The following is a 24,105-nucleotide window of genomic DNA, read 5'->3' on the forward strand; positions in this document are numbered from 1 at the left end:
GCTCTTTACAAATGTATGGTACAATAAATGGGAAAAACTCTTTTTACCCTTTATCAACACATTTGTATAAAGGAGACTGAACTCATGGTTATTACATATCTTTTATTTATCGTTGCCTATCTACTCGGTTCGATTCCATTTGCATTAGTCGTTGGAAAAATTGGTTATGGAATCGACATTCGTGAGCATGGAAGCGGTAATCTAGGCGGAACAAATACATTCCGTACATTAGGGAAAAAAGCAGGTTTTATCGTAACAATTGCTGACATTTTAAAAGGTACATTAGCAACAGGTCTACCGATTATTTTCGGGTCAGATATTCACCCACTATGGTTTGGGTTAGCCGCTGTTCTTGGACATGTCTATCCGATCTTCGCAAAATTCCGCGGGGGGAAAGCAGTTGCAACTTCTGCTGGGGTGCTATTATGCTATTCACCAGTTGTTTTTGCAATATTAGCTGTTGTCTTTTTCAGCCTTTTATTTACAACAAGATACGTATCACTTTCTTCTATGATAACAGCTGTCGTTGCTGTTATTGCATCCATTGTTAGCGGGGATAAAATCTTCATTATTGCGATGTGTTTATTAGCAGGTATGGTTATTTATAAACACCGTGCAAATATCGGACGAATTATAAATAAAACTGAACCAAAAGCAAACTTTTCAAAAAAGCAAAAATAAGATCGTAACCCACATAACGCAAAAAGAAAACGTGAAGCATATTAATAGCGTCTTTTTGCGTTATTTTTTATACTAAAAGAAAAAGCAACATAATTTGGAGGAACTATACATGAATCTTTCCGTAACAAAAGAAGCAGCACAATGGTATAAAAACGAATTAAACTTACAATCGGGTGAAACAATACGCCTTTTCGTACAATACGGCGGTTGCAGTACTGTGCAAAAAGGACTTTCTTTAGGTATTCGTAAAGATGACCCTGCGCACCCTGCTGTTCAAACTCAAGAAGAAGGTATTAACTTCTTTATTGAAGGCGATGATGAGTGGTTCTTCGATGGACATAATTTATTAGTTACACTTAACGACGGTGATGATTTCCCTCAATTTAATTATGAAAAATAAAAAAGCGTGGCTTCTGCCACGCTTTTTTTATCCCGCTATTTGCGGGTAGTAAGACCCCCACTGATTAAAGTTTCACTTTATTTCTTTTTAATTTCCTCATATTTCGCATACCACTCAGGATATAATTTTTTAAATGATACAGGGCGGAAACCTTCTTTTTTCGCACAAATATTCGTCGTGCTTGCAGTAATACAAAGTTCGCCATCACTATTATAAATTTCATATCCATATACAACGCGGAGCGGGCTCACAGTATCAACCCACGTTTTCACAATAGCTTTTTCGCCGTAACGCATCGCTTTACGATATGAAATTTGCAAGTCTAATACAGGAGAAATAATTCCCTCTTTCTCCATTTCAACATATGAAAATCCTAATTCTTGTATAAGTTTAGTGCGCCCAAGTTCCAGCCACACTAAATAGTTTGAATGGTAAACAACACCCATCTGGTCTGTTTCCGCATAGCGGATTTCAACTTCATGTTCTGCTACAAACATTTCTATTCGCCTTCTTTCACTTCTGCTACCTTGCATACATTTAATCATAATACAGTGGAATCAAAAATAAAATAAAAACAGTGAATCTTTTACCGAAAGGGGCAAGCACATGATCCAAATTGTAACTGTTCGTAGCGGTGATAGTGTTTATGGTTTAGCATCAAAGTACGGATCTACACCTGAAGAAATTGTAAAAGACAATGGACTAAATCCAGCTGAAACACTCGTTGTTGGTCAGGCACTTATCGTTAATACAAAAGGCAATAATTATTATGTACAGCCAGGTGACAGCCTTTATCGAATTTCTCAAACGTATAACGTCCCTCTCGCCAGTTTAGCTAAAGTTAATAACCTTTCATTAAAATCTATTCTCCATGTCGGACAGCAATTATATATACCGAAAGGAACAAAACGAGCAGTAGAATCCATTGCTTATTTACAGCCTTCAACAATACCGATAAAAGAAAGTTTAGTAAATGCTACACGTGCTATTAATCCATTTTTAACATATTTAGCCTACTTCAGCTTTGAAGCAAAAAGAGACGGCACTTTAAAAGAACCGACGGAAACAGCGAAAATCGCTAATATTGCAACGCAAGGTAACACCATCCCTATGCTCGTTATTACAAATATTGAAAATGGAAATTTCAGTGCCGATCTGACCTCGGTTATTTTACGCGATGCAACAATTCAAAACAAGTTTATTACTAACATTTTGCAAACAGCTGAAAAATATGGCATGCGAGACATTCATTTCGATTTCGAGAGTGTGGCACCTGAAGATCGCGAAGCGTATAATCGTTTTTTACGAAATGTGAAAACACGCTTACCTAGCGGATACACATTAAGTACAACACTTGTACCGAAAACGAGCTCAAATCAAAAAGGGAAATTTTTTGAGGCTCACGATTATAAAGCACAAGGACAAATTGTTGATTTCGTCGTCATTATGACATACGACTGGGGTTGGCAAGGTGGACCACCGATGGCGATTTCCCCTATTGGTCCTGTAAAAGAAGTACTTCAATATGCAAAATCTCAAATGCCCCCACAAAAAATTATGATGGGGCAAAATTTATATGGATTTGATTGGAAACTTCCTTTCAAACAAGGGAATCCACCCGCAAAAGCAGTTAGCTCTGTCGCAGCTGTTGCACTTGCTCGTAAATACAATGTTCCTATCCGCTATGATTTCACAGCCCAAGCTCCACATTTTAATTACTTTGATGAAAACGGCGTACAACACGAGGTTTGGTTTGAAGATTCGAGGTCTATTCAAAGTAAATTCAATTTAATGAAAGAACAAGGCATTGGCGGTATTAGTTACTGGAAGATTGGTCTACCATTCCCACAAAATTGGCGTTTACTCGTTGAAAACTTTACAATTACGAAAAAAGGCTGACGAGAGTCAGCTTTTTAAATATTTTTATAATATTATCCAAACACACAAAAAGGAGAATGATGACATTCTCCTTTTTTTAACCGTTATCAACAATTGGTTGTTTGCCAGTTTGGTCTTGCATTTGCTTTCCTTTATTGCCACCAGCTTTTTTCGATTGTGTTCCAATTTGATTTGGTGCAAAGTCTTTTGAATTCTTTTTCGGATTACCCATTACTATCGCCTCCTTAACACTAGTATCGTACTAGTGTTAAGAATTATTCAGCCTGCTTAAAAAGTTTCATTTCATAACGTTTTTCAATTCGTTTTTCAATTCGATCCATTGCATCACGATCGCTTAATAATTGTTGTTTATTTTCATTTACAAGTTCTTCAAACGATCTACGGCGACTTCTTCTCATGTTGCTCACCCTTTCTTCTACGCTTTCTTATTACATAGTATGAGCAAATGAAAAACTCTTTAATCAGATTTGTAAGAAAATTTTATGTTTTGATAAAAAATCCCATGCGCATATATTGCACATGGGATTTTTTACACCATCGTATTTAAATATTTTTTAATTTCTTCATCCGCATTTACTTTATTTGCTCTATATTCATCCAGCGCTCGTAATACAGAATCGTATTCTGCTACAATGTAGCTCTCTAGCTTCAAAATGTCCTCTACACTGTCAATCATAATTCTCGTGTTGCCAATCTCACTTTTCAATGCTGCCTCGTATGTTAAGCTCGTACAAATTTCTCTTACATCGTCTTCCATTTTTTCTGTTAACACATATTTCTTTCGCCCTTTGACCTTTAACCTTATAATTGGGTAAAAGGCTTTTATATCTAAATAACTCCCAACATTCATACAACGAACCCACTCAATATCACGTTTATTTCGTACAAGCATTTCTTTTACTGCTTCAAATACCGCTGTTTCATCAAGTACTTCCTTATTCGCTTTTCTTTTTCCTTCTTCTTCAACCGCTGCACATTTTTGATAAACAGCCGCACACGTAATACAGTCGTCAAATGCATTATGAGAACTTAATCGAATTCCAAGCATTCGTTTTAACGTTTCAAGTTTATGATTAGTCGCATGCTTCATATATTTTTTCGCTAAAAACACAGTATCAATAACGTTATTTTTAGGCTCAGGTAGTCCAAGCATATTTACATTACTTTTTAAAAAACGCATATCAAAAGATGCATTATGAGCGACAATAACATTTGTATGTAAAAATGCTAAAAATAAAGGTAATACTTCTTCAATCGTCGGTGCATCTGAAACACGATAATTTGTAATACCTGTTAAACTTGTTATTCGGTCCGGAATTGAACGCTCTGGATTCACATAGGAAACAAATTGATCTACTAGTTCATGATTATGATATTTCACTGCTGCGACTTGAATAATTTTATCATTATAAGGGTTAAATCCTGTTGTTTCAAAATCAATTACAACATAATCTAACGGTAAGGATATATTCCCCACTCCAAACACTCCTTTACCTCTAAACGTTTATATTTCTTTTATCATAACATGCTGCTATCACTACGTGAAAAAGAAAAGGCAGAAATGGTAACTTTCCACCTCTACCTTTTCACCGTTATTTTAATTTAGCAATCCGTTTCTCCATCTCTTTTTGCGTCATCGGTCCAATGAACTTATCTTGAATGACACCTTCTGTATCAATAAAATAAGAAGTTGGAATGGTAATTACTTTATACGCTGTTGTCACATCAATGTTCTTGTCCAATAAAATAGGAAAAGTAATTCCTTTTTCTTTAGCGAAGTTCCTTACCTTTTCTTCTCCCCCTCCTTTTTCTGAAGGAGTATAGTTTATAGCTAAAATTTCTACGTTTTCTTTATGTTCTTTATAAAAGGCCTCCATATCAGGCATTTCTTGCTGACAAGGCCCACACCACGTTGCCCAAAAGTTTAAAATAACTTTCTTTCCTTTTAAATTGGATAACTTTACATTCGTTCCATCTATCTTTGCTAATTCAAAATCTGGTGCGCTCTTTCCAATTTCAATACCGTTCCTTGCGAAAATCTCTTTCATAGCAGCTTCACTTTTGGCAGGCTTTTCTTGCATTACTTGATCCTCTTTACCAAACTGTTCATAAGCTGCATATCCCGCTAAACAAAGTAACACTACAATAATGGTAAGCTTCCGCCACATATTATATCACCCTTACGTGTTTATCTTCTTATTACATAATCACCAAAATACTATATACCTTATTTTAGCTTATACGGACAAGCTTGGAAATATTCACAGTCGAAATAGTTAGAATTTTTATAGTCCAGATGAAATATTTCCCTTTTTATCATATAATTAGAAATACATACAAAACTTGCGAGGTGATATGTATTTTACAATTACTTATCAACCCTTTTACTTTTGTTTTCTTCACTTTACCATTATTATGTATTTTTTTTAGCACCTTACTATACAAATTCAAATGGGCTGTAATTATTATTTCTTTTACTGTTCCACTTATATTTTTCATTATCGTCTCGGGATTTGATATACACCTAGTTTTACAAAACTTAGACGCTTGGATTGTTTATAGTGCTGTTTATTCTGTACTTTCCTACATAACGCCAGCGCTAATACGAAGAAAACTGCACATGTAGAACTTTCAAAAAGGGGGATTTTTATGAATCTATTTGAAAAAATACTATTATATATTCTTAGTTTTATATTTTCCCCAATCGGGATTATCACTTGGATCATCTCGCTCTTCAGTAAAGATCCTGAAAAAAAGCAAGTTGGGCGAATTTGTCTCTTTATCGCTTTAATCTCATTTATCCTTTTAGCCGGTCTCGGTATTCTTAGTTTCTTCACGATGACTACCACTACTATACAATAGTTATAGAAAGGATGATTATTTTGGGAGAACATCCTATGAGTAAAGAACTTCGCTATATACGAATATGTTTAGTTGTTTTAGTAATCGTTCTTTTATTTTTCAACGGTGAAAGAGTTGTTGAAATTTCTACAAATCATGATGCCGTAGAAAACGTTTCAACCAGTAATATGACACAGATTGCTGAAAATACATTTGCTATTCAAGAATATAATCCATCACTAAGTAGCGAACGTACGGTCAAAATTTTCAAATATAATCCGGATACAAATCAACTTACTCTAGTCAAAGAGTTTAGCACTAACGATACTGAGTCTTATACGTATCAACTTAATAAGAGTGAATAAAGATAAGAGCGCTATATAGCTCTTATCTTTTTATTAGCATCTCTTTAAACAATGACTTACACGTTAATAATTCTCTAGGATCCCCGCATTCCACAACAATTCCATTCTTCATGACCACAACTCGATCCGCTATCATCGCCCTCTCAACATCATGTGTCGTCACAATTCTCGTTACATCCCCCCCTAGCCCTTTAAGCATATTCCAAACCACTTCTTGATTGCTCAGATCTAATCCCGCAGTCGGTTCATCTAGAATAATGAGGTTCGGATTTGATACAATCGCTCGCAATAACGCAAGACGCTTTCTCTCTCCTCCCGAAAACTCTTCACCGCTTTTATGTAGTACAGTCTGAATCCCTTTAGATAAACTCCTAATAATTGACTTCGCATTTACAAGTTCAATATTTTTTGCTAACTGGTTTTCTAAATACTCTTCCCCGAAATACATATTCTCTTTTACTGTCGTCCGAAAGAAACGAGGTTCTTGCCACACTGTAGTCATACGAGCCCCATTACCATAATAAACAATGCTACCGTTAGATGGTTTATACACACCCGTTATTAATTTTAAAAGCGTCGTTTTTCCTGCACCACTTTCCCCCACGATAATAACGAGTTCGCCAGGATTAATTTGCAAATGTATATTTTTAATTCTACATCTCTCTTCACCATTCTCTTGAAATGAAACGTTTGTTAATTTCATTCCCATCGCTCTTTCTACATTTCTGTATTCAGCCGGTATATCTAAAAAGCCAAAAACTCGATTTGCCGAAGCAATAGCAACTTGTGTCATCATCAATAAATCACTCGCATAACGAACAGGGAAAAATAACATCTCAATTGTAGCTAATACCGCCACAAGCGAACCGACTTCCATATCCCCTTTTATTATTTTTTTTGCTCCTATAATAAGAACAACTATATATGCTCCTGTTTCTATTACCGTTCCAACTATCCCAATACAATGTTGTATCATCGTCTTCCTTACTTCTGTTTTATAAGATTGTGCCGTCACTCCTTTAAACAAATGAATTGCCCATTTTTCTTTTTGTAAACTACGTAAATCTTGTATACCTTTTACAAACTGTGACATCATCTCTACAACACTTGATTGATTTTTTTGAGCAATACTTGCAATATTTCTTACTTTTCCCCCCATAAGCATTGGAACAATTACACTGAAAAATAAAAACGGCGCTACCCACCATATGAACTGTATATCTATATGTTGTAGTGCTATGAGCGCACCAATAAATTGTGCAATGGCGTGGATGTATTCTATTAATATAGATCCATATAACCTTATCCAATTCGGAATATCAGAAACGACTAATGTTTCTAACTCCCCTTGTTTTACCTTCTCACTTTCTTCAAATGGTAATAAGAAAAAATGACGTAATACATCTATACGCTTCTCTCGTAATATTCGCTGACTTACTTTTGAGCTTACATAATCAAATAACAGATTGTTCACCCACATCAAAAAGCGGCTCCCCGCAAACAAAGCAATATATACATACGTACCTTTTAACTCCCGCTGAATAAGGTTATCTACAATTAGCCCCATAAATAGCGGACGGGATAAATTTAAAATGGCAGCTACTATTCCGCTACAAATCGCACTAATTAGCAATAGCTTTTCTTGCAACAGCGGCAACATTATTCTTCTATACTCATTCATTGTCATTCCCCCAATTTTGCATAATAAAAGGAAAGGGATGAAACCAAGTGGTTTCATCCCTTTCCCTCTGTACATAAAATAAGGAAGCTAACAAATGTTAGCTTCCTTATCATTCATTTCAATTATTTAGTTTGATATTTTTGACTCTTCGATTTTCGAACGAAGAACCATTTGCAAGATACCACCGTGACGGTAGTAGTCAATTTCAACTTCACTATCGAAACGAGCTACTACTTCAAATTGCTTCTCTTTTCCTTCTGCATCGATTGCAACTACTTTTACAAGATCGCGTGGTCTAACCGTTTTGTCAATTTGAATTTCAAATGACTCGTCACCAACAAGACCTAATGTTTCAGCACTGTCGCCATCTTTAAATTGTAATGGTAATACGCCCATTAACACTAAGTTACTGCGGTGAATACGCTCGAAGCTTTCTGCGATTACTGCTTTAATACCTAATAAGTTTGTACCTTTCGCAGCCCAGTCACGAGAACTTCCCATACCGTAGTCTTTACCAGCAACAACTAGAAGGCCTGTGCCATCTTCTTTATACTTCATAGCAGCATCATAGATAGATGTTACTTCACCAGTTGGCCAATATGTTGTATATCCGCCTTCTGTTCCTGGTGCGATTTGGTTTTTAATACGGATGTTTGCAAATGTACCACGCATCATAACTTCATGGTTACCACGACGAGAACCGTAAGAGTTAAAGTCGACTGGTTGTACGCCGTTTTCTAGTAAATAACGTCCAGCTGGCGTGTGCTTACCAATTGAACCTGCTGGTGAAATGTGGTCTGTCGTTACAGAATCACCAAATTTACCAACTATGCGTAAACCTGATAACGTTTCAACTTCACCCGGCTCTTTAGATAATCCTTCGAAGAACGGTGGGTTTTGAATGTATGTTGAATCATTATCCCAAGTATATAAAGCTTCATTTGAAGTTTGGATTTCATTCCAGCGCTCATTGCTGTTAAATACTTGCGCATATTCTTTTTTGAACAATTCAGATGTAACAACACTTTGAACTACATCTTCAATTTCTTTAGCTGCTGGCCAAATATCATTAAAGTAAACAGCATTACCATTTACATCTTTACCGATTTCATCATTTTTCAGGTCAATATCAACAGTACCTGCAAGTGCATATGCCACAACAAGTGGTGGTGATGCTAAGTAGTTTGCTTTTACAAGTGGATGAATACGACCTTCAAAGTTACGGTTACCAGATAAAACAGATGTTACTAATAAATCATTTGCTGCGATTGCTTCTTCTAATTCCTCTGCTAATGGACCAGAGTTACCGATACAAGTCGTACAGCCGTAACCAACTGTTTGGAAACCTAATTGATCTAAATACGTTGTTAAGCCAGACTTATCTAAGTACTCTGTAACAACTTTAGATCCTGGTGCTAACGATGTTTTTACGTAACCAGGTACTTTAAGTCCTTTTTCAATTGCTTTCTTCGCAACTAACCCTGCTCCAATTAACACGTACGGATTTGACGTATTTGTACAGCTTGTAATTGCAGCGATTGCAATTCCACCTGTTTTCATCGTTACTTCTTGATCTTTCAATGTAACTTTCACTTCTTTATCAAACTCTTGCTCATTGAATCCAAGTCCTTGTGTTCCAACTGGTGCTACAACAGCTTTATGGAACTCCTCTTTCATATCTGAAAGCGGGATTAAATCTTGCGGACGTTTCGGTCCAGAAAGGTTAGATTCGATTGTATTTAAATCAATTTCAACAAGATCAGTATAGATTGGATCTTTACTATCTGCTGTATAGAATAAACCGTTTGCTTTACAATATTCTTCAACAACGCGAATTTGCTCTTCATCTCTACCTGTTAAACGTAAGTATTCTAATGAAATATCGTCGATTGGGAAGAATCCACAAGTTGCACCGTATTCTGGTGCCATATTTGAAATTGTTGCACGGTCAGCTAAAGGCATGCTCTTTAGTCCACTACCGAAGAACTCAACAAATTTACCAACTACACCTTTTTGACGTAACACTTGTGTTACTTTTAATGCAACATCAGTTGCTGTTGTACCACTTGGAAGTGTACCAGTTAATTTCACACCGATTACTTCAGGTACTGGGAAATATGAAGGCTGTCCAAGCATTCCTGCTTCTGCTTCAATACCACCAACGCCCCATCCAAGAACACCAATACCATTAATCATTGTTGTATGTGAGTCAGTTCCAACTAATGAATCTGGGTATGCAACTAAGTCACCTTCAGCATTTTTCACCGCATGAACAACCGGTGCCAAATATTCAAGATTTACTTGGTGTACAATACCTGTTGCTGGTGGAACTGCACGGTAGTTATCAAATGATTTCTGTGCCCAGCTTAAAAATTTATAACGTTCTTCATTACGTTTAAACTCTAAGTCCATGTTGAATGCAAGCGAGTCCGCTGTACCCGCTCTATCAACCTGTACAGAGTGGTCAATTACAAGGTCTACAGTAATTTCTGGATTAATTTTATCAGGATCTCCGCCCATATCTGCCATTGCTTTACGAAGCGAAGCCAAATCTACAACAGCTGGAACACCTGTGAAGTCTTGTAAGATTACGCGAGATGGTTTAAACGGAACATCGATATCTTGAACATCTTTCGTTCCCCATTTCGCTAAATTTGTAACGTGTTCTTCTGTAATTACGCGTCCGTCTACTTGACGAAGTACAGATTCAAGTAAAACTTTCACGGAATATGGTAATTGAGATACGTTGCCAACCCCTGCGTTTTCAAGCGCTTTCAATTGATAATAATGATACGTCTTTCCATCTAGTTCAAAAGTTGCACGTGATTGAAATGGATTATGTTTGACCATTATGTTTCCCCCCTGTTAAACGTGACTAATTTGTCTGAATATAAAATGTAGACAAACTTTTCAATACCTTACGATAATATCTTATTACAACTTTCTAAATAAGTAAATAATAAGAAACTTATGGATTATCATAAGTTTTCTTTATCTTTCTAAATTTGAATAGTGTCCATGCTCTTTATTAATACTATTACTATAAAGTAAAGCACTCTTTCAGCGTTTTACTTTACGTTCATATATGCTATGAACGACTCATGGTTCGTCTATAAAAAACATTATAGAGGTGAGAAAATGGGTAAACGAAAAGCCAATCATATTATTTCAGGAATGAATGCTGCATCCGCCCAAGGGCAAGGAACTGGCTATAATGAAGAGTTCGCAAATGAACCTTTAACTCCGGCAGAGCGACAAAATAATAAAAAACGAAAAAAGAATCAGTAACGAAAAATCCCAAAAGGTATACCTTTTGGGATTTTCTCTAATGTTTATAACGTAACAAATCCGAAACTGTTACAAATCGATAACCCTGCTTTTTCAGCTCAGGTAAAATTTTTGCTAATGCCGCCACTGTTTGACTACGATCACTTCCTCCATCGTGCAACAGTACAATATCTCCACTTTTAGCATTTTTCACAACATGATTTACTATGGATTCTGTACCTGGATTCGCCCAATCACGAGGGTCTTGATGCCATGACCATAGAACAATTTGATACCCAGCTCTTTTTGCCGTAGTAAATACAGCATCATTAATATATCCACCTGGTGGACGGAACAATAAAGGTTCTTTCACCCATTTTTCAAAATATTTCTTTCCATTTAAAATATCATGTTCTAATTTTTCATCTGATGAATTACTCGCATACAAATGATTCATCGTATGATTTCCAATTTCATGCCCTTCTTTCAACACTTGCTTTACTAAGTACGGATTACGTTGAACTCGAAAGCCAATCATAAAAAAAGTCGCTTCCGCTTTATATTGACGTAATAACTCTAATACTTGCGGTGTATAAGTTGGGTCCGGTCCATCATCAAATGTAATTGCGATAATTTTTTCATTATTTGGCACTTCCCATGTTACATAGCCAGTTGGCTCTAGCTCTTTTCTTAACAACATTTTAGCTTCCACTTTGTCCACTTGAAATATATGTACTGCACAAATTAAAGAAAAAATTGATAGAATAATTTTTCGTTTCAGCATAGTAGCACTAAAAGTAATGAGGTTGTTGAATTCACAACAACCTTTTTCACTTTTCTATTTGATCTACATTTCGCATAATATTTTGGAGATTACTTTCATATTGCTCAAGTTGTGGACGCTGCGTTTCTGATGCTACTTCAAGTGCATTTTGAATCTGTTCGTACGCCTCTTGCACTTCTTGGCGTAACTCTTTTAAATCATGGCCGTAATTCGGGTCATTTTTCACAATATTATTGAATATATTTTCCGCTTGAACAACCCCTTGCTGCGCAGCCTGAAAAGCCTGTTGCTTATCTTTATGATATGGCATAACACTTTCCCCTTCCTATATGAGTTAGTCCTACTTATCTTTACCCGTTTCTCAAAAAACATTCTCGTATAAATTCGCAAACTTCTCTCATTCTAAATAGGGAGAGGAGGTGTAAAATACAATGGGTAAAAACAATAATCAATCTAATCGTCAAAACGAGAAAAAAGGGCAATCTTCTGGACAGCCCGAACCTTTAAGTGGATCTCACAAAGTTAAAAATCGTAATCATTCACGTCAAAAAAATCATGCACATCATGATATGTAAAGCAAAAGTATTCACACACACTGTATCTTTCACATAAAATGTTTATATTTTTCTATTTGTTCTTCACCTCTATTTCATTCATGCATAACATAGTATGAATTGAGATTTTACGGAGGGTGTCTTTCATGGGCAAGAAAAAGAAGGATTGTCTTTTTCATGTTGATGGTTTCGAAGAATGGATGGATCAATTTTGTTCTGATTCTTGTAGTAACTTTAGTTTTCCAAATCAAATTCATATTGACCTTTGTGAAACAGAGCAAGAATACATTTTGGAAACAGATGTACCAAATGCAACTGCACAAAATGTACTCATTAAAAAGATGGAGACAGGCCTAAACATTTGTATACTTTATAAAAACACTTCTTTACAGCGGATTGTTCCTTTACCTACTAATATCATTTATAACAAGATGCTAGCCTGTTTAGAGAATGGATATTTAGCCATTCATATTTCCAAAAACGAAGTTGCCAATAAGCATGAAGAGAAAGTCTTTTTTCGAATTAACGATTGATATAAATATAAGCCCGAGCAACATTTTAGTTTGCTCGGGCTCATGTTATTTCGCATGTATTTCTATTTTAGAATTTCTAATATATCTTTTTTTCATTAAACCTTTTGTCACTAAAAGAACTGGGAACGCTATGCTTGAAAATATAGCTAATGTTAAAAATACTATAAAGCCATTTTGATATCCATAATGATCGAGAAGTATCCCGCCAAACCAAGGACCAATTACTACTCCAATTCCTGAAAAGCCCATAGCTCCAAAATATGTCCCTTTCAAATGTGAAACAGCTATCTCATCAATAAATACATCTGTCATTGAAAACATTAATACTTCTCCGAATGTAAAAATAATTGTACATATAGCAGCCCCTAACATAGATTCTACTAGTCCAAATCCAAACAATCCCCCGCTCACAAATAACGTTCCAACCATAATAGATGCTAACGGCGTATACTTTTTACACATTTGAATAACAGGGTATTGAATAACTACTACTGTAACCGCATTTAAAGTTAGCATATATGAGAACAACTTTACTCCATCTTGAAATATATGTGCGTTTGCAAAATATTGAGATAGTGTCGTCGTTAAATGTGAAAAACCACTATTACTCAAAATAATCCCGACTAAAGCAACTAAAAATACTATGTCTTTTCGCAAAATCCGAACCGCACTTAACATTGTGACCGGATTTTCTGTAGTTACTTTCTTTTTATCAAGTGGATATTTCTTAAATTGAAACGCTAATATAACTGTATATAAAATGTACACTCCAGCGGCTACTAAAAAAGGAATCGTTGATTTTGCACTTCCAATCTGTAATCCAACAAGTGGACCCATCGCTACTCCAACATTTATTGCACCGTAACGCAAATTATATACGAGTAAACGATACTCTGGTTTCGTTAAATCTGATAATAAAGCTCTTGATGTCGGTTCAAAAAAAGAACGACATAATCCATTCAAAGCGTTTAATAGAAAGAAACTCAAAACATGATCTGCAACTGAAAATCCTATAAATACAAACACCCAAACAATCATGGACCATATTATAATCATCTTTCGACCAAATCGATCCGATAAATTGCCTCCAATAAAACTAGCAAACACTCCAACAAGCGCACTCGTTCCAATGATAGCACCGGTCATTCCAGCCGATACGTCTTTAACAGTCGTTAAATAAATCGCTAAAAAAGGAATGCTCATTGAAGTTGCAAACCTAGCAAATAATGTCCCTATAATGATACTCATTCCAAGTGGATGAATATTTTGTAACTTCCCCTTCATCTTTAAACCTACTCTCCCTTTTCTTACATAAAAAAAGAAAGCAAAGGATCTGCTTTCTTTTTCCTTTTTCTACACTTGAGATGTTTATACCCGAGCTGTTCTCGTTATTTCCATATCAATTCCGTATGTAAACTGTAGTTCTTTACAAACATCTTTAATTAAAATAGCTACATTATACTTTTCATTAAATTCTAAAACAATGCTTTCTACTTCTTCATATGTATACTTATATTCGCCAGTAATTACACTTTTTAAATCAAAGCATTCATTAATACAAAGCTGGACGAGTAATTGTTCATACTTCTCTATGACATCTTCTTTTTTCCAAAGTAACTCCTTTACATATAACCTATCAAATTTCACACTTTCTCGATTACAATCCGTTAAAATCCGGGTCATCTCATTTAATTCTCGATATAATTCGGAAATATTTCTGCTTAAACTAAGCAACTTATCTACGCCGTTTTCATATGGCATTTTCATTCCCCCCCGCATTTTCTTCTTATTATAGCAAGAAAATTCTAAAAAAAGTTTCTTTCTTCTGAAATATTAGGAAACTAATTTCAATTGCTTTACAATGAAACTAGCTAACACGAAAGGGGAAAGAAAATTGGAGAAAAAATTATATTACATCGACGCTTATAAGAAAGACTTTACTACTAAAGTTATAAAACAAGAGCATGATACAGAAGGAAACTTATATGTTGTCTTAAATGAAACTGCATTTTATCCAACAGGCGGCGGACAACCACATGACACTGGAACTTTAAATGGTATTCCGGTAAGTAACGTTGAAGAAGTAAATGGAGAAATTCGTCATTTCATAATAGAACAATTACATACAGAAGAAGTAGAGGGTAAAATAGATTGGGAGCGCCGTTTTGACCATATGCAACAACATACAGCTCAGCACATTTTATCCGCTGCTTTTTGGGATCACTTTAACATACCGACAATCGGGTTCCATCTTGGAAAAGAAACTATAACCATTGATTTAGAAACTGCCAATCTTTCTACAGAAACTGTTGAGAAGGCCGCACAAATTGCTAATCAAATTGTTTTTGAAAACCACCCTATTCGTATTAAATGGATGAACTTAGAAGAGGCCAAAGCATTACCCCTTCGCAAAGAACCAACTATGACAGAAAATATACGGGTTGTTATCATCGAAAACTATGACTACAACGGTTGTGGTGGAACACACCCGAAACATACAGGTGAAGTAGGCCCTATTCAAGTACTAGGATGGGAGCGCAATAAAGGTGGTATACGCTTAACATTTATCGCTGGTTGGCGCTCTCTTAAATTAATGGGACAACAGCAACAAATTATGAAAGATGTTTCTAAACAATTGAACAGTAGCGACACTGATATTCCAGCAAAAGTAGCACAACTTCTTACCTCTCAAAAAGAAAACGAAAAGGCAGTACAAGCAATGAATGAAAAACTATTATTTGTAGAAGCAAATGAACTATTACAACAACCTGCAGAAATATACGCTGGAACACTTATCTCTCGAGCATTTACAAATCGCTCTATGCAAGAAGTCGCAAAACTAGCTGCTATTATTACGGAACAACAAGAACACGCAATTACATATTTCGTTATTGAAAATGAGGACAAATTACAATGTATTCTCGCTTGTGGTAAAGCAGTGACACTCGATATGAATACACTTTTAAAAGATGCCCTCCCTTCTATTGAAGGAAAAGGTGGCGGAAATAAAAAGAATGCTCGCGGCGGTGGAAAAGCAATTATGAGTGGGGATGAGTTTTTAAATCAACTTGTTTCTTCTTTACAGTCAGCAGTGTAGATTATTTTATGAATGGGATGTCATTGAACTGTGTGACATCCACTTCTCTTTTCTGCTTTGTGCACAGTAGTACAGTAAATGAAATTATATGAACGATTCTATAAGAAATATCGATTTTTCAACAAAATACGACAATAAACACAACTTATAGAGTAAGAGGAGGCTGTTCTAAAATAACAGCCTCCTCTTATGTTTACAAACCAATATTTTGTTTTAACCCTTGATAACTTCCTGCGTTCAAGAACTTTTCAGATGCAAGTTTAATGAACTTCTCAGAAAAACCATATCTACTCAATTCTTCTATCGCTACCATTTGTACATCATGAATTGGATTAAGATCAAATTCATTAGACGGAAGCTTGATTTCACCTGCAATCCTTTCAAGCAGAAATGTAATATGCAATAAAGATGGGATAGCATCTGGTTTATTACAAACATAGAGTAGTCTCTTAATCTTAACTTCTAATCCGGTTTCTTCTCTCATTTCTCGAATCATCGCTTCTTCTAACGTTTCACCGTTCTCTACTCTTCCTCCAGGTAAAGACCAATTCCGATTAGCGACTCTTTGTTTTACTAACAATACTTTTTCATCTTCAATTAAAATTCCAGTAACACGAACTTGCATTACATTTTCCATATGTAATCTCCTCTTCCCATTAAATTTATAAATTAATCCTTCCACAAAAAGAACGTATGTTTTATAATTAAAGAAAATTATGGAAGAAATAAGTTGTTATATGCATGCGCCCACCTTTAACAAAGTCTATATCTCTTGAAGATTTCCAAAACTATTATTGGTTAAAAACAGAACTGCAAACATTTTGTCGTGAGCATGATTTACCAGCTAGTGGCTCTAAGATTGAAATAAGCGGGCGTATCTCACATTATTTAACTACGGGTAAAGTATTAAAAAACAGTTCTCATCAAAAAGTGAGTAAAGCTTCCCTCTCTTATAAAGATCTTTCTCTTCAAACAATTATTACTGAAAATCACCGCTGTAGTGAAGATGTGCGTGCTTTTTTCAAAGAAAAAATTGGAGCAAACTTTCGCTTTACAGTAGCTCTTCAAAAGTTTTTTAAAGAGAATATTGGAAAAATATATGAAGACGCGATAACGTTTTGGTACGAAGAAAACGAACGTAAAAAAGAACCATCCTATAAAACAACTATCGGTACACAGTTTGAATACAATCGCTTTACTCGCGACTTTTTCGAAGATCCAAATAACAAAGAAAAATCAAAAGCTGATGCTATCGCTGCTTGGAATGAAATAAAAGCAAAACCTGGTAGCAATGTTTATGTTCCTCAAAAAGTAGAAAACTAGTTAACTTGCTAGTCTTCTATTTTTTCAAATAAAAGAGCAAGCCCAATTCCCCCACCAATTCCTAATGTCGCAATTCCATATTTCATATGCTCTCTTTTAGCCTGATAAAACAAACGTGTTACAAGCATAGCTCCAGATGCACCGTACGGATGACCAAGCGCAATCGCACCACCATTTACATTTAACTTTTCATACGGAATTTGTAACGTTTGCGCACATGCAACAACTTTAGCGGCGAACGCTTCATTCATCTCAATACAATCAATATCTTCTATTACTAAATTCATTTCTCTAAGTAGTTTTTGTACGGCAAATATCGGACCAGTTCCTGGAAGATTTGGGTCAACTCCAACTACAGCACTATGAACGAAACGAAGAACTGGCTTGTACCCTAATTTCCGAGCTTGCCCCTCTTCCATTACAAGAACAGCACATGCCCCGTCATTTACACCACACGAATTCCCTGCTGTTACCGTTCCATTTTGTAAAAATACAGGTTTCGTTCTCTTAATCATTCTTTCATAATTCATTTCTCGCTTTATAGATTCATCTAATAATCCATTAAAATAATGAGGTAATATCTCTTCTTGTATATATCCTTTTTCTAATGCTTGCAGCGTTCTTTTATAACTAAGACAAGCATATTCATCTTGCATCTCTTTTGTTATGTTATATTGCTCTGCAACATACTCAGCCGCTAATCCCATATCTGGATCCCCAATTGTTTCAGGTGAAAACCGCGCTCTATTTTGAAAAGGTGACGTACTTGTACTCTCTACGCCCCCAGCAATATAACAATTACCTGCATCCCCTTGAATAAAATGACACGCAGTACGAATTGCTTCCAATCCAGCGCCGCATTGCCGGTCAATCGTTACACCAGGAATATGATAACCAAGTTCCGCTTCTAAAGTAGATAGTCTTGCAACATTACCTCCCGGTCCAACAACATTCCCTAATATAACATCGTCTATTTCTCTCTCAATTCCTTTACTTAAAAACGTAAGAAGTGGTGCTGCTAATTGCTGAACTTCATAATCTTTCAACATCCCGTTTTTTTTACCAATAGGTGTTCTTTTCGCTTCTACAATAACCGCCCTATTCATGTATCTTCTCCCGGTTTTCAATCATACTTTTTGCTGCATTGCGAGCTATTTTCCCGCTATTTGTATAAGGTATTTCATCAACAAAGTACCATTCTTTCGGTATTTTAAAAGATGATAATCGTTGTAAGCAAAAACTCTTTAATTGTTGCTTTGTAGCACTTCCTTTTACGATAGCGACAGGCTTTTCACCCCAGTAACTATCTTCTACACCAACCACAACTATTTCTTCAACAGCTGGATGTGTCTGTAATACCCTTTCTATTTCTTCTGGGAAAATATTGATTCCTCCAAATAAAATCATATTCTTCTCTCTACCAACAATATATATAAAGCCTTCCTCATCTTGGTAGCCCACATCCTGCACTGTCATCCAGCCACCTTCGGACAATTGCGGGATTATAGCTCCATCCGATACATAGCCCATAAAAAATTGATCACTTTTCACATACACAGTTCCTATCTCACCTGTCTGTACTTCTTCTCCTGCTTCATTACATATTCGAACTTGTACATTATGACAAGGTTTCCCTACTGAATTCGGTTTTCTTTCACTCTCTTCATCAACCAATGCCGTTACAAAGCTTAGCTCAGACGCACCATAAAACTCATATCTTTTTGCATAAGGAAACACATTCTTCATCTTCTCTTTTGCTTCAGCTTCCCATTTCGCTCCTGACGAAATAATTTTCATTTCACTTTCAATTACTTTATTTTCTTTATACAAAGACTCAAGCATTGTAGGAACTGTATACATTACAGAAATATTCTCTATCCTTATACTAGATAGCACTTGAACTGGTACAAACTTTCTCATTATGTGTACCGTTTGCCCTAAAAACAATGCACTTATTGCCCCGTATAAGAAAAGAGAATGAACAAGTGTCCCTGCTATTAAAATAGAATCTTCCTTTTTCATATGAAAGTCATGTACATTACAATCAAAACTATGAACCCACGACTGTTGTGCACGTAAAAATGCTTTTGCCTTTCCTGTTGATCCCGATGTAAATCCCATATAAAAAGGAGCGTTTTGTACATTTTCTACAGAATAGTATGTAGGAAGATAGTTCTCAATCATTTCTTTCCATTCTTCAATCTCAATAATCCTTCCTTCTTCGCACGATATATCACTAAGCCTATACTGCTCCGCCACAATAACATCTGGTTTACTAATCACTAGTCTGTCTTTAAGCTCATCTCGTTTCCATTTTATATCTAGCGGCACACAAACCCATCCAGCCATAGCGGAACCCGCAAATATTTGTAAAAATTCCATACTATTCTCTAATAAAATTGCTATCGTTTTATTCTGCGATTCTTTTTCATTCAACCATTTTGCTACTTTACACACTGACTCAAACCATTCTTTATATGTTAATACTCTATCGTTTTCTTTAATCGCTATTTTATTTGGTTGTAAAGAGGCATACTTTTTATATTCTTTTGTAATCCCCATATGAGACTTCCTTTCTTTACAAAATAATAAAAAGAAACACGCAAGTAACGTGTTTCTCCTTTTTCTTACCCTGCATTTGTAATTTTTTTATTCTTCAAAGCAGGCGTAATAATATGTTTCAATGAGCGATGTAATCTTGTCACAAGAATCGCTGCTATAGTCGCCTTTATGCAATCACCTGGTAAAAATGCGACACTTACTTTCATCGTTTCCCATACGGAAATATCCATTACGAAAGCTTGGACAATGATACCAAATACATAAACTACGAAAATACCACCAATTATATTAATGCATAGTACTTTTATAATAGAAACTTCACGTAAACGCTCAATTAAATATCCAATGACAAACGCTCCAACGATATAACCAAGTAAGTATCCTGCACTTGGCCCAACAAATACACCTGGTCCCCCGCGCCCACCAGCAAGTAATGGTGCTCCAACTCCAACTATAAGTAAAAAAATAAGCTGACTTAACGCACCAAGACGTGAGCCTAACAACCCACCAGCAAGCATAACACCGAGTGATTGTAATGTAATTGGAACTGGTGTAATAGCAAGAGCAATTGGAGGTATTAACCCTAACACTCCCATAATAGAACTAAATAAAGCGACGAAAACTAAGTTTTTTGTATTCATGTTTGCTTCTCCTATTTGTAAACTTAAATTAGATTTTAGATAACATATTATAGGAGTTATATTATCTTTCTATCCACTCTTTGTCAACCTTATTTCCACATAAGTTTACAAATGTAAATTCAATTATTTCTCTTTATGCAAATGCTCAAGTTCTTTCCGAAGCGCCTGCTTTAAAAACTTCCCAACAGATGTTTTCGGAATTTCCTCCATAAATACAATATCGTCCGGTAACCACCATTTAGCAAACTGCGGTTTTAAAAACTCATATATTTCTTCTTTTGTAACCGTACTATTTTTCTTTTGAACAACGCAGGCGACTGGGCGTTCTTGCCACTGCGGATGAGGAATTGCAACGACAGCCGCTTCAAATATAGCATCATGTGCCATTAAAGCATTTTCAAGATCCACTGAAGAAATCCATTCTCCTCCGCTTTTAATAACATCTTTCGTACGATCAACAATTTTCACGCAGCCTTCCTCATCAACCGTAACGACATCTCCTGTATATAACCAACCATCACGAAAACCTTCGACAGTACGATCATCGTTATAATAGCTTTCAGCGATCCAAGGTGCTCGTAAACATAACTCTCCCATCTCAGTACCATCCCACTTCACTTCACCGTTTGTACCGACTACTTTCATCTCTACACCAGGGACAAGATATCCTTGTTTTGAGCGGATTTCTAATTGCTCTTCATATGATAATTCTGTTTCATAACTTTTTAAACGTGCAAGTGTTACGAGCGGGCTTGTTTCAGTCATACCATATGCATGTACGAAAGGAACATTATATTTTTGCTCAAATGCTTTAATAACGCTTTTCGGTGCAGCAGCACCACCGCATAATATTCTCGTTATACTAGATAAATCGTAACTATTATTTTCTAACTCTTGTAATACACCGAGCCAAATTGTCGGCACACCTGCTGCTATCGTTACTTTTTCAGCTTGAATCATCTCTAATAAAATTTTTGGAGTAAACATTGGTCCTGGCAGAACTTGTTTAGTTCCAAACCAAGTAGCTGCAAAAGGAAGCCCCCAAGCATTCACATGGAACATCGGTACAATTGCCATAGCCGCATCACTTTCCGATAAAGCAGCTGTATCGGCTAAACCGAGTGCCATACAATGCAAAACCGTACTACGATGCGTATAAACAACACCTTTTGGATTCCCTGTAGTCGCTGACGTATAACACATACCAGCAGGTGTATTTTCATCAATATCTTTTACAAATTGGAAATTGGGATCTCCTTCTTCTAATAGCTTTTCATAATGATATACAGGCTCCAGTGTAGTTTTTGGAAGTTCGTCTTTATCAGTCATAATAATGTAGGCTTGTACAGTTGATAATTGTGATTGAATATTTTCAACAAGTGGTACGAGATCTTCATCAATGAGTAAAATGCGATCTTCTGCGTGCTGAATAATGTATGAAATATGTTGAGGAGATAAACGAATATTAATTGTGTGTAAAACGGAAGCAATACCTGGAATAGCAAAATACGCCTCCACATGTCGATGATGATTCCACGCTAACGTTCCTATACGCTCGCCTTCTTTAATTCCTAATTTTTTTAGCTCACTTGAAAGTCTTCTCGTCCTTTCACCTAACTGCTTATACGTTAACGTCGTAACTGTATCATGTGTCCGTGAAACAATTTCTTTCTTCGAAAACAGTTTCTCTGCTCTTTCCATCATAGAACTAATTGTTAGCGGTACATTCATCATCATATTGTTTATAGCCTCCCTTTAAAGCGTTTTCATTTCTGTATATTATAACAGACTTCCACAAATAATTACGATATTTTTCTGTATTTTCTGAATTATTTCTTTGGAAATAATTCTAATAAATAAAAACCATGTTTTGAATACATACGATACAAAACATGGTTCTCTCCTATTTAAAAACTATCTACCTTTTTTCTTACTTTCTTTTTTAATTTAAAAATGACACGATTACTATATTCTTTATTTTCTACTAAAATCCGATACGTCTCTAACACTCCTAAAACACGAACAAAAAGATAAAACCCGATAGCAATAAGTACAACACAATAAGGATAATACTGCACGAGCTCTCCTGAAGTAATTCGTTTTTTCTCAAATAAAAATGGTATCGCTCCTGCTGCTATGAAACAAAGTCCAACAATTACTACTGCAGCATACTTCTTTTTAATAGTCGCATATCTTTTTGTCAATTCTTTTAAAAAGTTTGGATCAAATAGTAATTCTTCTTTTTTTAATACATTGTATCGACTCTCTTCTATAGTTACAGGTACCATCATTGCTCCAATTCCAAGGACAGCAATGATAATGACAAGGAATGTAGACATTGTTGCATTTTCTTTAAATAATAAATACGGTATTGTAGATAAAATAAGCAAGCTAAATCCTAACGCAATATATTTAGAAATTTTTTGCCCATACACTATATACCCTTCTGCCATTTCCTGACTTACGTAATAGCCATCCACATTTTCATTACTTTGCTCAGCAGTTTCTTTTAATAAATAGTCGAGTGATACTTCAAATACATTTCCAATCATTATTAACTTTTCAGTTTCAGGAAATCCTTGACCGTTTTCCCATTTACTAACTGCTTGCCTTGTTGTGTTTAATTTTTCAGCTAACGCTTCTTGAGAAAGGCCCTTTTCCTTTCTTAATTTAAAAAGCTTTTCACCAAATCCCATATGTGTGTCCCCCTTTGTTTTCTTACCTAAATTGTATGTAAACATTGCCCTTATCTCTATCTTCCTGCGGTTGCACTTTGTCAACTTACGGTTGCGATTGTGTTATATAGCGGTTTTAAATACGATTTAGCTGTTTTTCTTCTATAATTATGGCGTTAATAAAATAATTACTCTTAATGACCAATTATAACAATTAAAGGGAATTATTGTTGTAAAAAATAAAAAAACTCCTTTATTCATTTAAAGGAGTTTTCGTTATGAACCATTCTAAGATGACTACTTTTTCTTCTATATATTTTTCTGCTTCATGTAATGAATGATGAGCATCTCATACAGTATATGTTTTTATCTCTTTTTTTAAGCCGTACTCATATATATGTAAAATGTCACTTTTATTAAATTAACTTAATGTAAGATCTTTCGTATACGACGTTTTATATTACCACTTCTTAACAATCATAACGGCTTCTGCTTAAACTTTTCATAATTCCGTACCTTTAATGAAAGGATATTCCCGCAATCTGTACAAATATAAGCATCCACTGGTGAAGATGTGAACATCGTTTCCTTTTTCCGTATTTGTGCATAACCGATAAACTCACCTTCTCCTATGTTTTGAGAACCGCAATGAGAGCATGTCTGCACGTCTTTCTGTTTCATGAGAGCACCACCTTTAATCTGTTTCCACTCCCTTCGACAGTTCGCTTCCATTTCCCTTCCAAAAAACCTCTTATTCTCTTACATTTCAATAGGAATCTCAGAAGAAAAATCGTATATGTAC

The 24,105-nt window shown here is 35.6% G+C and carries 28 protein-coding genes; 10 read left to right on the top strand and 18 right to left on the bottom strand.

From position 1 onward, the window contains the following. Positions 1–84: 84 nt before the first annotated feature. On the top strand, positions 85–681 hold the full coding sequence (gene plsY / locus NSQ08_RS16240; protein WP_002014306.1) for a glycerol-3-phosphate 1-O-acyltransferase PlsY: 597 nt from the start codon (positions 85–87) through the stop codon (positions 679–681). Positions 682–790: 109 nt separating this feature from the next. After that, a complete protein-coding gene (locus tag NSQ08_RS16245) occupies positions 791–1,081 on the top strand; it encodes a HesB/YadR/YfhF family protein (protein ID WP_002033558.1) in 291 nt (96 codons plus the stop codon). Between the two features lie 77 nt (positions 1,082–1,158). On the opposite strand, the gene NSQ08_RS16250 is transcribed toward NSQ08_RS16245, so the two are convergent. Further along, positions 1,159–1,578, bottom strand: a complete 420-nt coding sequence (locus NSQ08_RS16250) for an acyl-CoA thioesterase (RefSeq protein ID WP_002142699.1) — start codon at positions 1,576–1,578, stop codon at positions 1,159–1,161. Positions 1,579–1,687: 109 nt separating this feature from the next. On the opposite strand from NSQ08_RS16250, the gene NSQ08_RS16255 reads away from it, so the two are divergent. Next, positions 1,688–2,980 (top strand): glycosyl hydrolase family 18 protein, encoded by a 1,293-nt coding sequence (locus tag NSQ08_RS16255; RefSeq protein WP_002066644.1) that lies wholly within the window; start codon positions 1,688–1,690, stop codon positions 2,978–2,980. 76 nt (positions 2,981–3,056) lie between these two features. Here NSQ08_RS16255 and sspN read toward each other — a convergent pair whose 3' ends face one another. From sspN to NSQ08_RS16275, 4 genes are all read right to left on the bottom strand, one after another. Next, positions 3,057–3,191: an acid-soluble spore protein SspN gene (gene sspN, locus NSQ08_RS16260; protein ID WP_000527988.1), complete on the bottom strand. Its 135-nt coding sequence runs from the start codon at positions 3,189–3,191 to the stop codon at positions 3,057–3,059. 43 nt (positions 3,192–3,234) lie between these two features. Beyond that, positions 3,235–3,378, bottom strand: coding sequence for an FbpB family small basic protein (locus NSQ08_RS16265; protein WP_002014298.1), 144 nt, complete (start codon positions 3,376–3,378; stop codon positions 3,235–3,237). Positions 3,379–3,509: 131 nt separating this feature from the next. Beyond that, positions 3,510–4,457 carry a 3'-5' exonuclease gene (locus tag NSQ08_RS16270; RefSeq protein ID WP_340776889.1) on the bottom strand — a complete coding sequence of 316 codons (948 nt, stop codon included), beginning with the start codon at positions 4,455–4,457 and terminating at the stop codon, positions 3,510–3,512. Between the two features lie 115 nt (positions 4,458–4,572). Further along, a complete protein-coding gene (locus tag NSQ08_RS16275; protein ID WP_002128499.1) occupies positions 4,573–5,148 on the bottom strand; it encodes a TlpA family protein disulfide reductase in 576 nt (191 codons plus the stop codon). A gap of 481 nt (positions 5,149–5,629) precedes the next feature. Here NSQ08_RS16275 and NSQ08_RS16280 point away from each other — a divergent pair, with 481 nt between their 5' ends. Continuing rightward, positions 5,630–5,842: a hypothetical protein gene (locus NSQ08_RS16280; RefSeq protein WP_002033553.1), complete on the top strand. Its 213-nt coding sequence runs from the start codon at positions 5,630–5,632 to the stop codon at positions 5,840–5,842. A gap of 11 nt (positions 5,843–5,853) precedes the next feature. Then, on the top strand, positions 5,854–6,186 hold the full coding sequence (locus NSQ08_RS16285) for a YmzC family protein (RefSeq protein ID WP_340776897.1): 333 nt from the start codon (positions 5,854–5,856) through the stop codon (positions 6,184–6,186). Positions 6,187–6,208: 22 nt separating this feature from the next. Here the strand turns inward: NSQ08_RS16285 and NSQ08_RS16290 are convergent, their stop codons facing one another. Further along, positions 6,209–7,924 carry an ABC transporter ATP-binding protein gene (locus NSQ08_RS16290; protein ID WP_340776900.1) on the bottom strand — a complete coding sequence of 572 codons (1,716 nt, stop codon included), beginning with the start codon at positions 7,922–7,924 and terminating at the stop codon, positions 6,209–6,211. Between the two features lie 69 nt (positions 7,925–7,993). Then, the gene (acnA, locus tag NSQ08_RS16295) at positions 7,994–10,717 is read right to left on the bottom strand and encodes an aconitate hydratase AcnA (RefSeq protein WP_340776903.1); all 2,724 of its coding nucleotides are present in this window, start codon (positions 10,715–10,717) and stop codon (positions 7,994–7,996) included. A gap of 288 nt (positions 10,718–11,005) precedes the next feature. Between acnA and sspO the strand changes: the two genes are divergently transcribed. After that, positions 11,006–11,155 carry a small acid-soluble spore protein O gene (sspO, locus tag NSQ08_RS16300; RefSeq protein WP_002033549.1) on the top strand — a complete coding sequence of 50 codons (150 nt, stop codon included), beginning with the start codon at positions 11,006–11,008 and terminating at the stop codon, positions 11,153–11,155. Between the two features lie 37 nt (positions 11,156–11,192). Here sspO and pdaB read toward each other — a convergent pair whose 3' ends face one another. Then, positions 11,193–11,918, bottom strand: coding sequence for a polysaccharide deacetylase family sporulation protein PdaB (gene pdaB / locus NSQ08_RS16305; RefSeq protein ID WP_012261402.1), 726 nt, complete (start codon positions 11,916–11,918; stop codon positions 11,193–11,195). A 46-nt stretch (positions 11,919–11,964) separates the two neighbouring features. After that, a complete protein-coding gene (locus NSQ08_RS16310; RefSeq protein WP_002014282.1) occupies positions 11,965–12,228 on the bottom strand; it encodes a hypothetical protein in 264 nt (87 codons plus the stop codon). Positions 12,229–12,349: 121 nt separating this feature from the next. Between NSQ08_RS16310 and NSQ08_RS16315 the strand changes: the two genes are divergently transcribed. Next, positions 12,350–12,493 carry a small acid-soluble spore protein P gene (locus tag NSQ08_RS16315; RefSeq protein WP_002014281.1) on the top strand — a complete coding sequence of 48 codons (144 nt, stop codon included), beginning with the start codon at positions 12,350–12,352 and terminating at the stop codon, positions 12,491–12,493. Positions 12,494–12,618: 125 nt separating this feature from the next. Continuing rightward, positions 12,619–13,005, top strand: coding sequence for an Hsp20/alpha crystallin family protein (locus tag NSQ08_RS16320; RefSeq protein ID WP_002033545.1), 387 nt, complete (start codon positions 12,619–12,621; stop codon positions 13,003–13,005). Positions 13,006–13,050: 45 nt separating this feature from the next. On the opposite strand, the gene NSQ08_RS16325 is transcribed toward NSQ08_RS16320, so the two are convergent. Both NSQ08_RS16325 and NSQ08_RS16330 read right to left on the bottom strand, forming a co-directional pair. Beyond that, positions 13,051–14,289, bottom strand: coding sequence for an MDR family MFS transporter (locus NSQ08_RS16325; protein WP_061676016.1), 1,239 nt, complete (start codon positions 14,287–14,289; stop codon positions 13,051–13,053). Positions 14,290–14,373: 84 nt separating this feature from the next. Next, the gene (locus tag NSQ08_RS16330; RefSeq protein ID WP_002137716.1) at positions 14,374–14,766 is read right to left on the bottom strand and encodes a hypothetical protein; all 393 of its coding nucleotides are present in this window, start codon (positions 14,764–14,766) and stop codon (positions 14,374–14,376) included. A 133-nt stretch (positions 14,767–14,899) separates the two neighbouring features. Here NSQ08_RS16330 and NSQ08_RS16335 point away from each other — a divergent pair, with 133 nt between their 5' ends. Continuing rightward, complete coding sequence (locus NSQ08_RS16335) at positions 14,900–16,102, top strand: alanyl-tRNA editing protein (RefSeq protein WP_340776915.1); 1,203 nt, start codon at positions 14,900–14,902, stop codon at positions 16,100–16,102. Positions 16,103–16,295: 193 nt separating this feature from the next. Here NSQ08_RS16335 and NSQ08_RS16340 read toward each other — a convergent pair whose 3' ends face one another. Beyond that, the gene (locus NSQ08_RS16340) at positions 16,296–16,739 is read right to left on the bottom strand and encodes an NUDIX hydrolase (RefSeq protein WP_340776918.1); all 444 of its coding nucleotides are present in this window, start codon (positions 16,737–16,739) and stop codon (positions 16,296–16,298) included. 104 nt (positions 16,740–16,843) lie between these two features. Here NSQ08_RS16340 and NSQ08_RS16345 point away from each other — a divergent pair, with 104 nt between their 5' ends. Further along, entirely contained in the window at positions 16,844–17,425 is a 582-nt protein-coding gene (locus NSQ08_RS16345) for a DUF6434 domain-containing protein (RefSeq protein WP_340776921.1), read from the top strand. A gap of 8 nt (positions 17,426–17,433) precedes the next feature. Here the strand turns inward: NSQ08_RS16345 and NSQ08_RS16350 are convergent, their stop codons facing one another. From NSQ08_RS16350 to NSQ08_RS16375, 6 genes are all read right to left on the bottom strand, one after another. Next, a complete protein-coding gene (locus NSQ08_RS16350) occupies positions 17,434–18,531 on the bottom strand; it encodes an acetyl-CoA C-acyltransferase (protein ID WP_340776923.1) in 1,098 nt (365 codons plus the stop codon). Beyond that, positions 18,524–19,987, bottom strand: coding sequence for an acyl-CoA synthetase (locus NSQ08_RS16355; protein WP_340776926.1), 1,464 nt, complete (start codon positions 19,985–19,987; stop codon positions 18,524–18,526). Before NSQ08_RS16355 ends, NSQ08_RS16350 begins: the two co-directional genes overlap by 8 nt. 65 nt (positions 19,988–20,052) lie before the next feature. Further along, complete coding sequence (locus NSQ08_RS16360; RefSeq protein WP_002014265.1) at positions 20,053–20,628, bottom strand: biotin transporter BioY; 576 nt, start codon at positions 20,626–20,628, stop codon at positions 20,053–20,055. A gap of 123 nt (positions 20,629–20,751) precedes the next feature. Next, positions 20,752–22,365, bottom strand: a complete 1,614-nt coding sequence (locus NSQ08_RS16365; protein WP_340776929.1) for a long-chain fatty acid--CoA ligase — start codon at positions 22,363–22,365, stop codon at positions 20,752–20,754. A gap of 170 nt (positions 22,366–22,535) precedes the next feature. After that, complete coding sequence (locus NSQ08_RS16370; RefSeq protein WP_033709350.1) at positions 22,536–23,324, bottom strand: helix-turn-helix domain-containing protein; 789 nt, start codon at positions 23,322–23,324, stop codon at positions 22,536–22,538. Between the two features lie 456 nt (positions 23,325–23,780). Further along, a complete protein-coding gene (locus tag NSQ08_RS16375; protein ID WP_012261408.1) occupies positions 23,781–23,984 on the bottom strand; it encodes a hypothetical protein in 204 nt (67 codons plus the stop codon). Between the last annotated feature and the right edge of the window lie 121 nt (positions 23,985–24,105).

The organism is Bacillus sp. FSL E2-8887 (assembly GCF_038007205.1).
Taxonomy (GTDB): Bacteria; Bacillota; Bacilli; order Bacillales; family Bacillaceae_G; genus Bacillus_A; species Bacillus_A mycoides.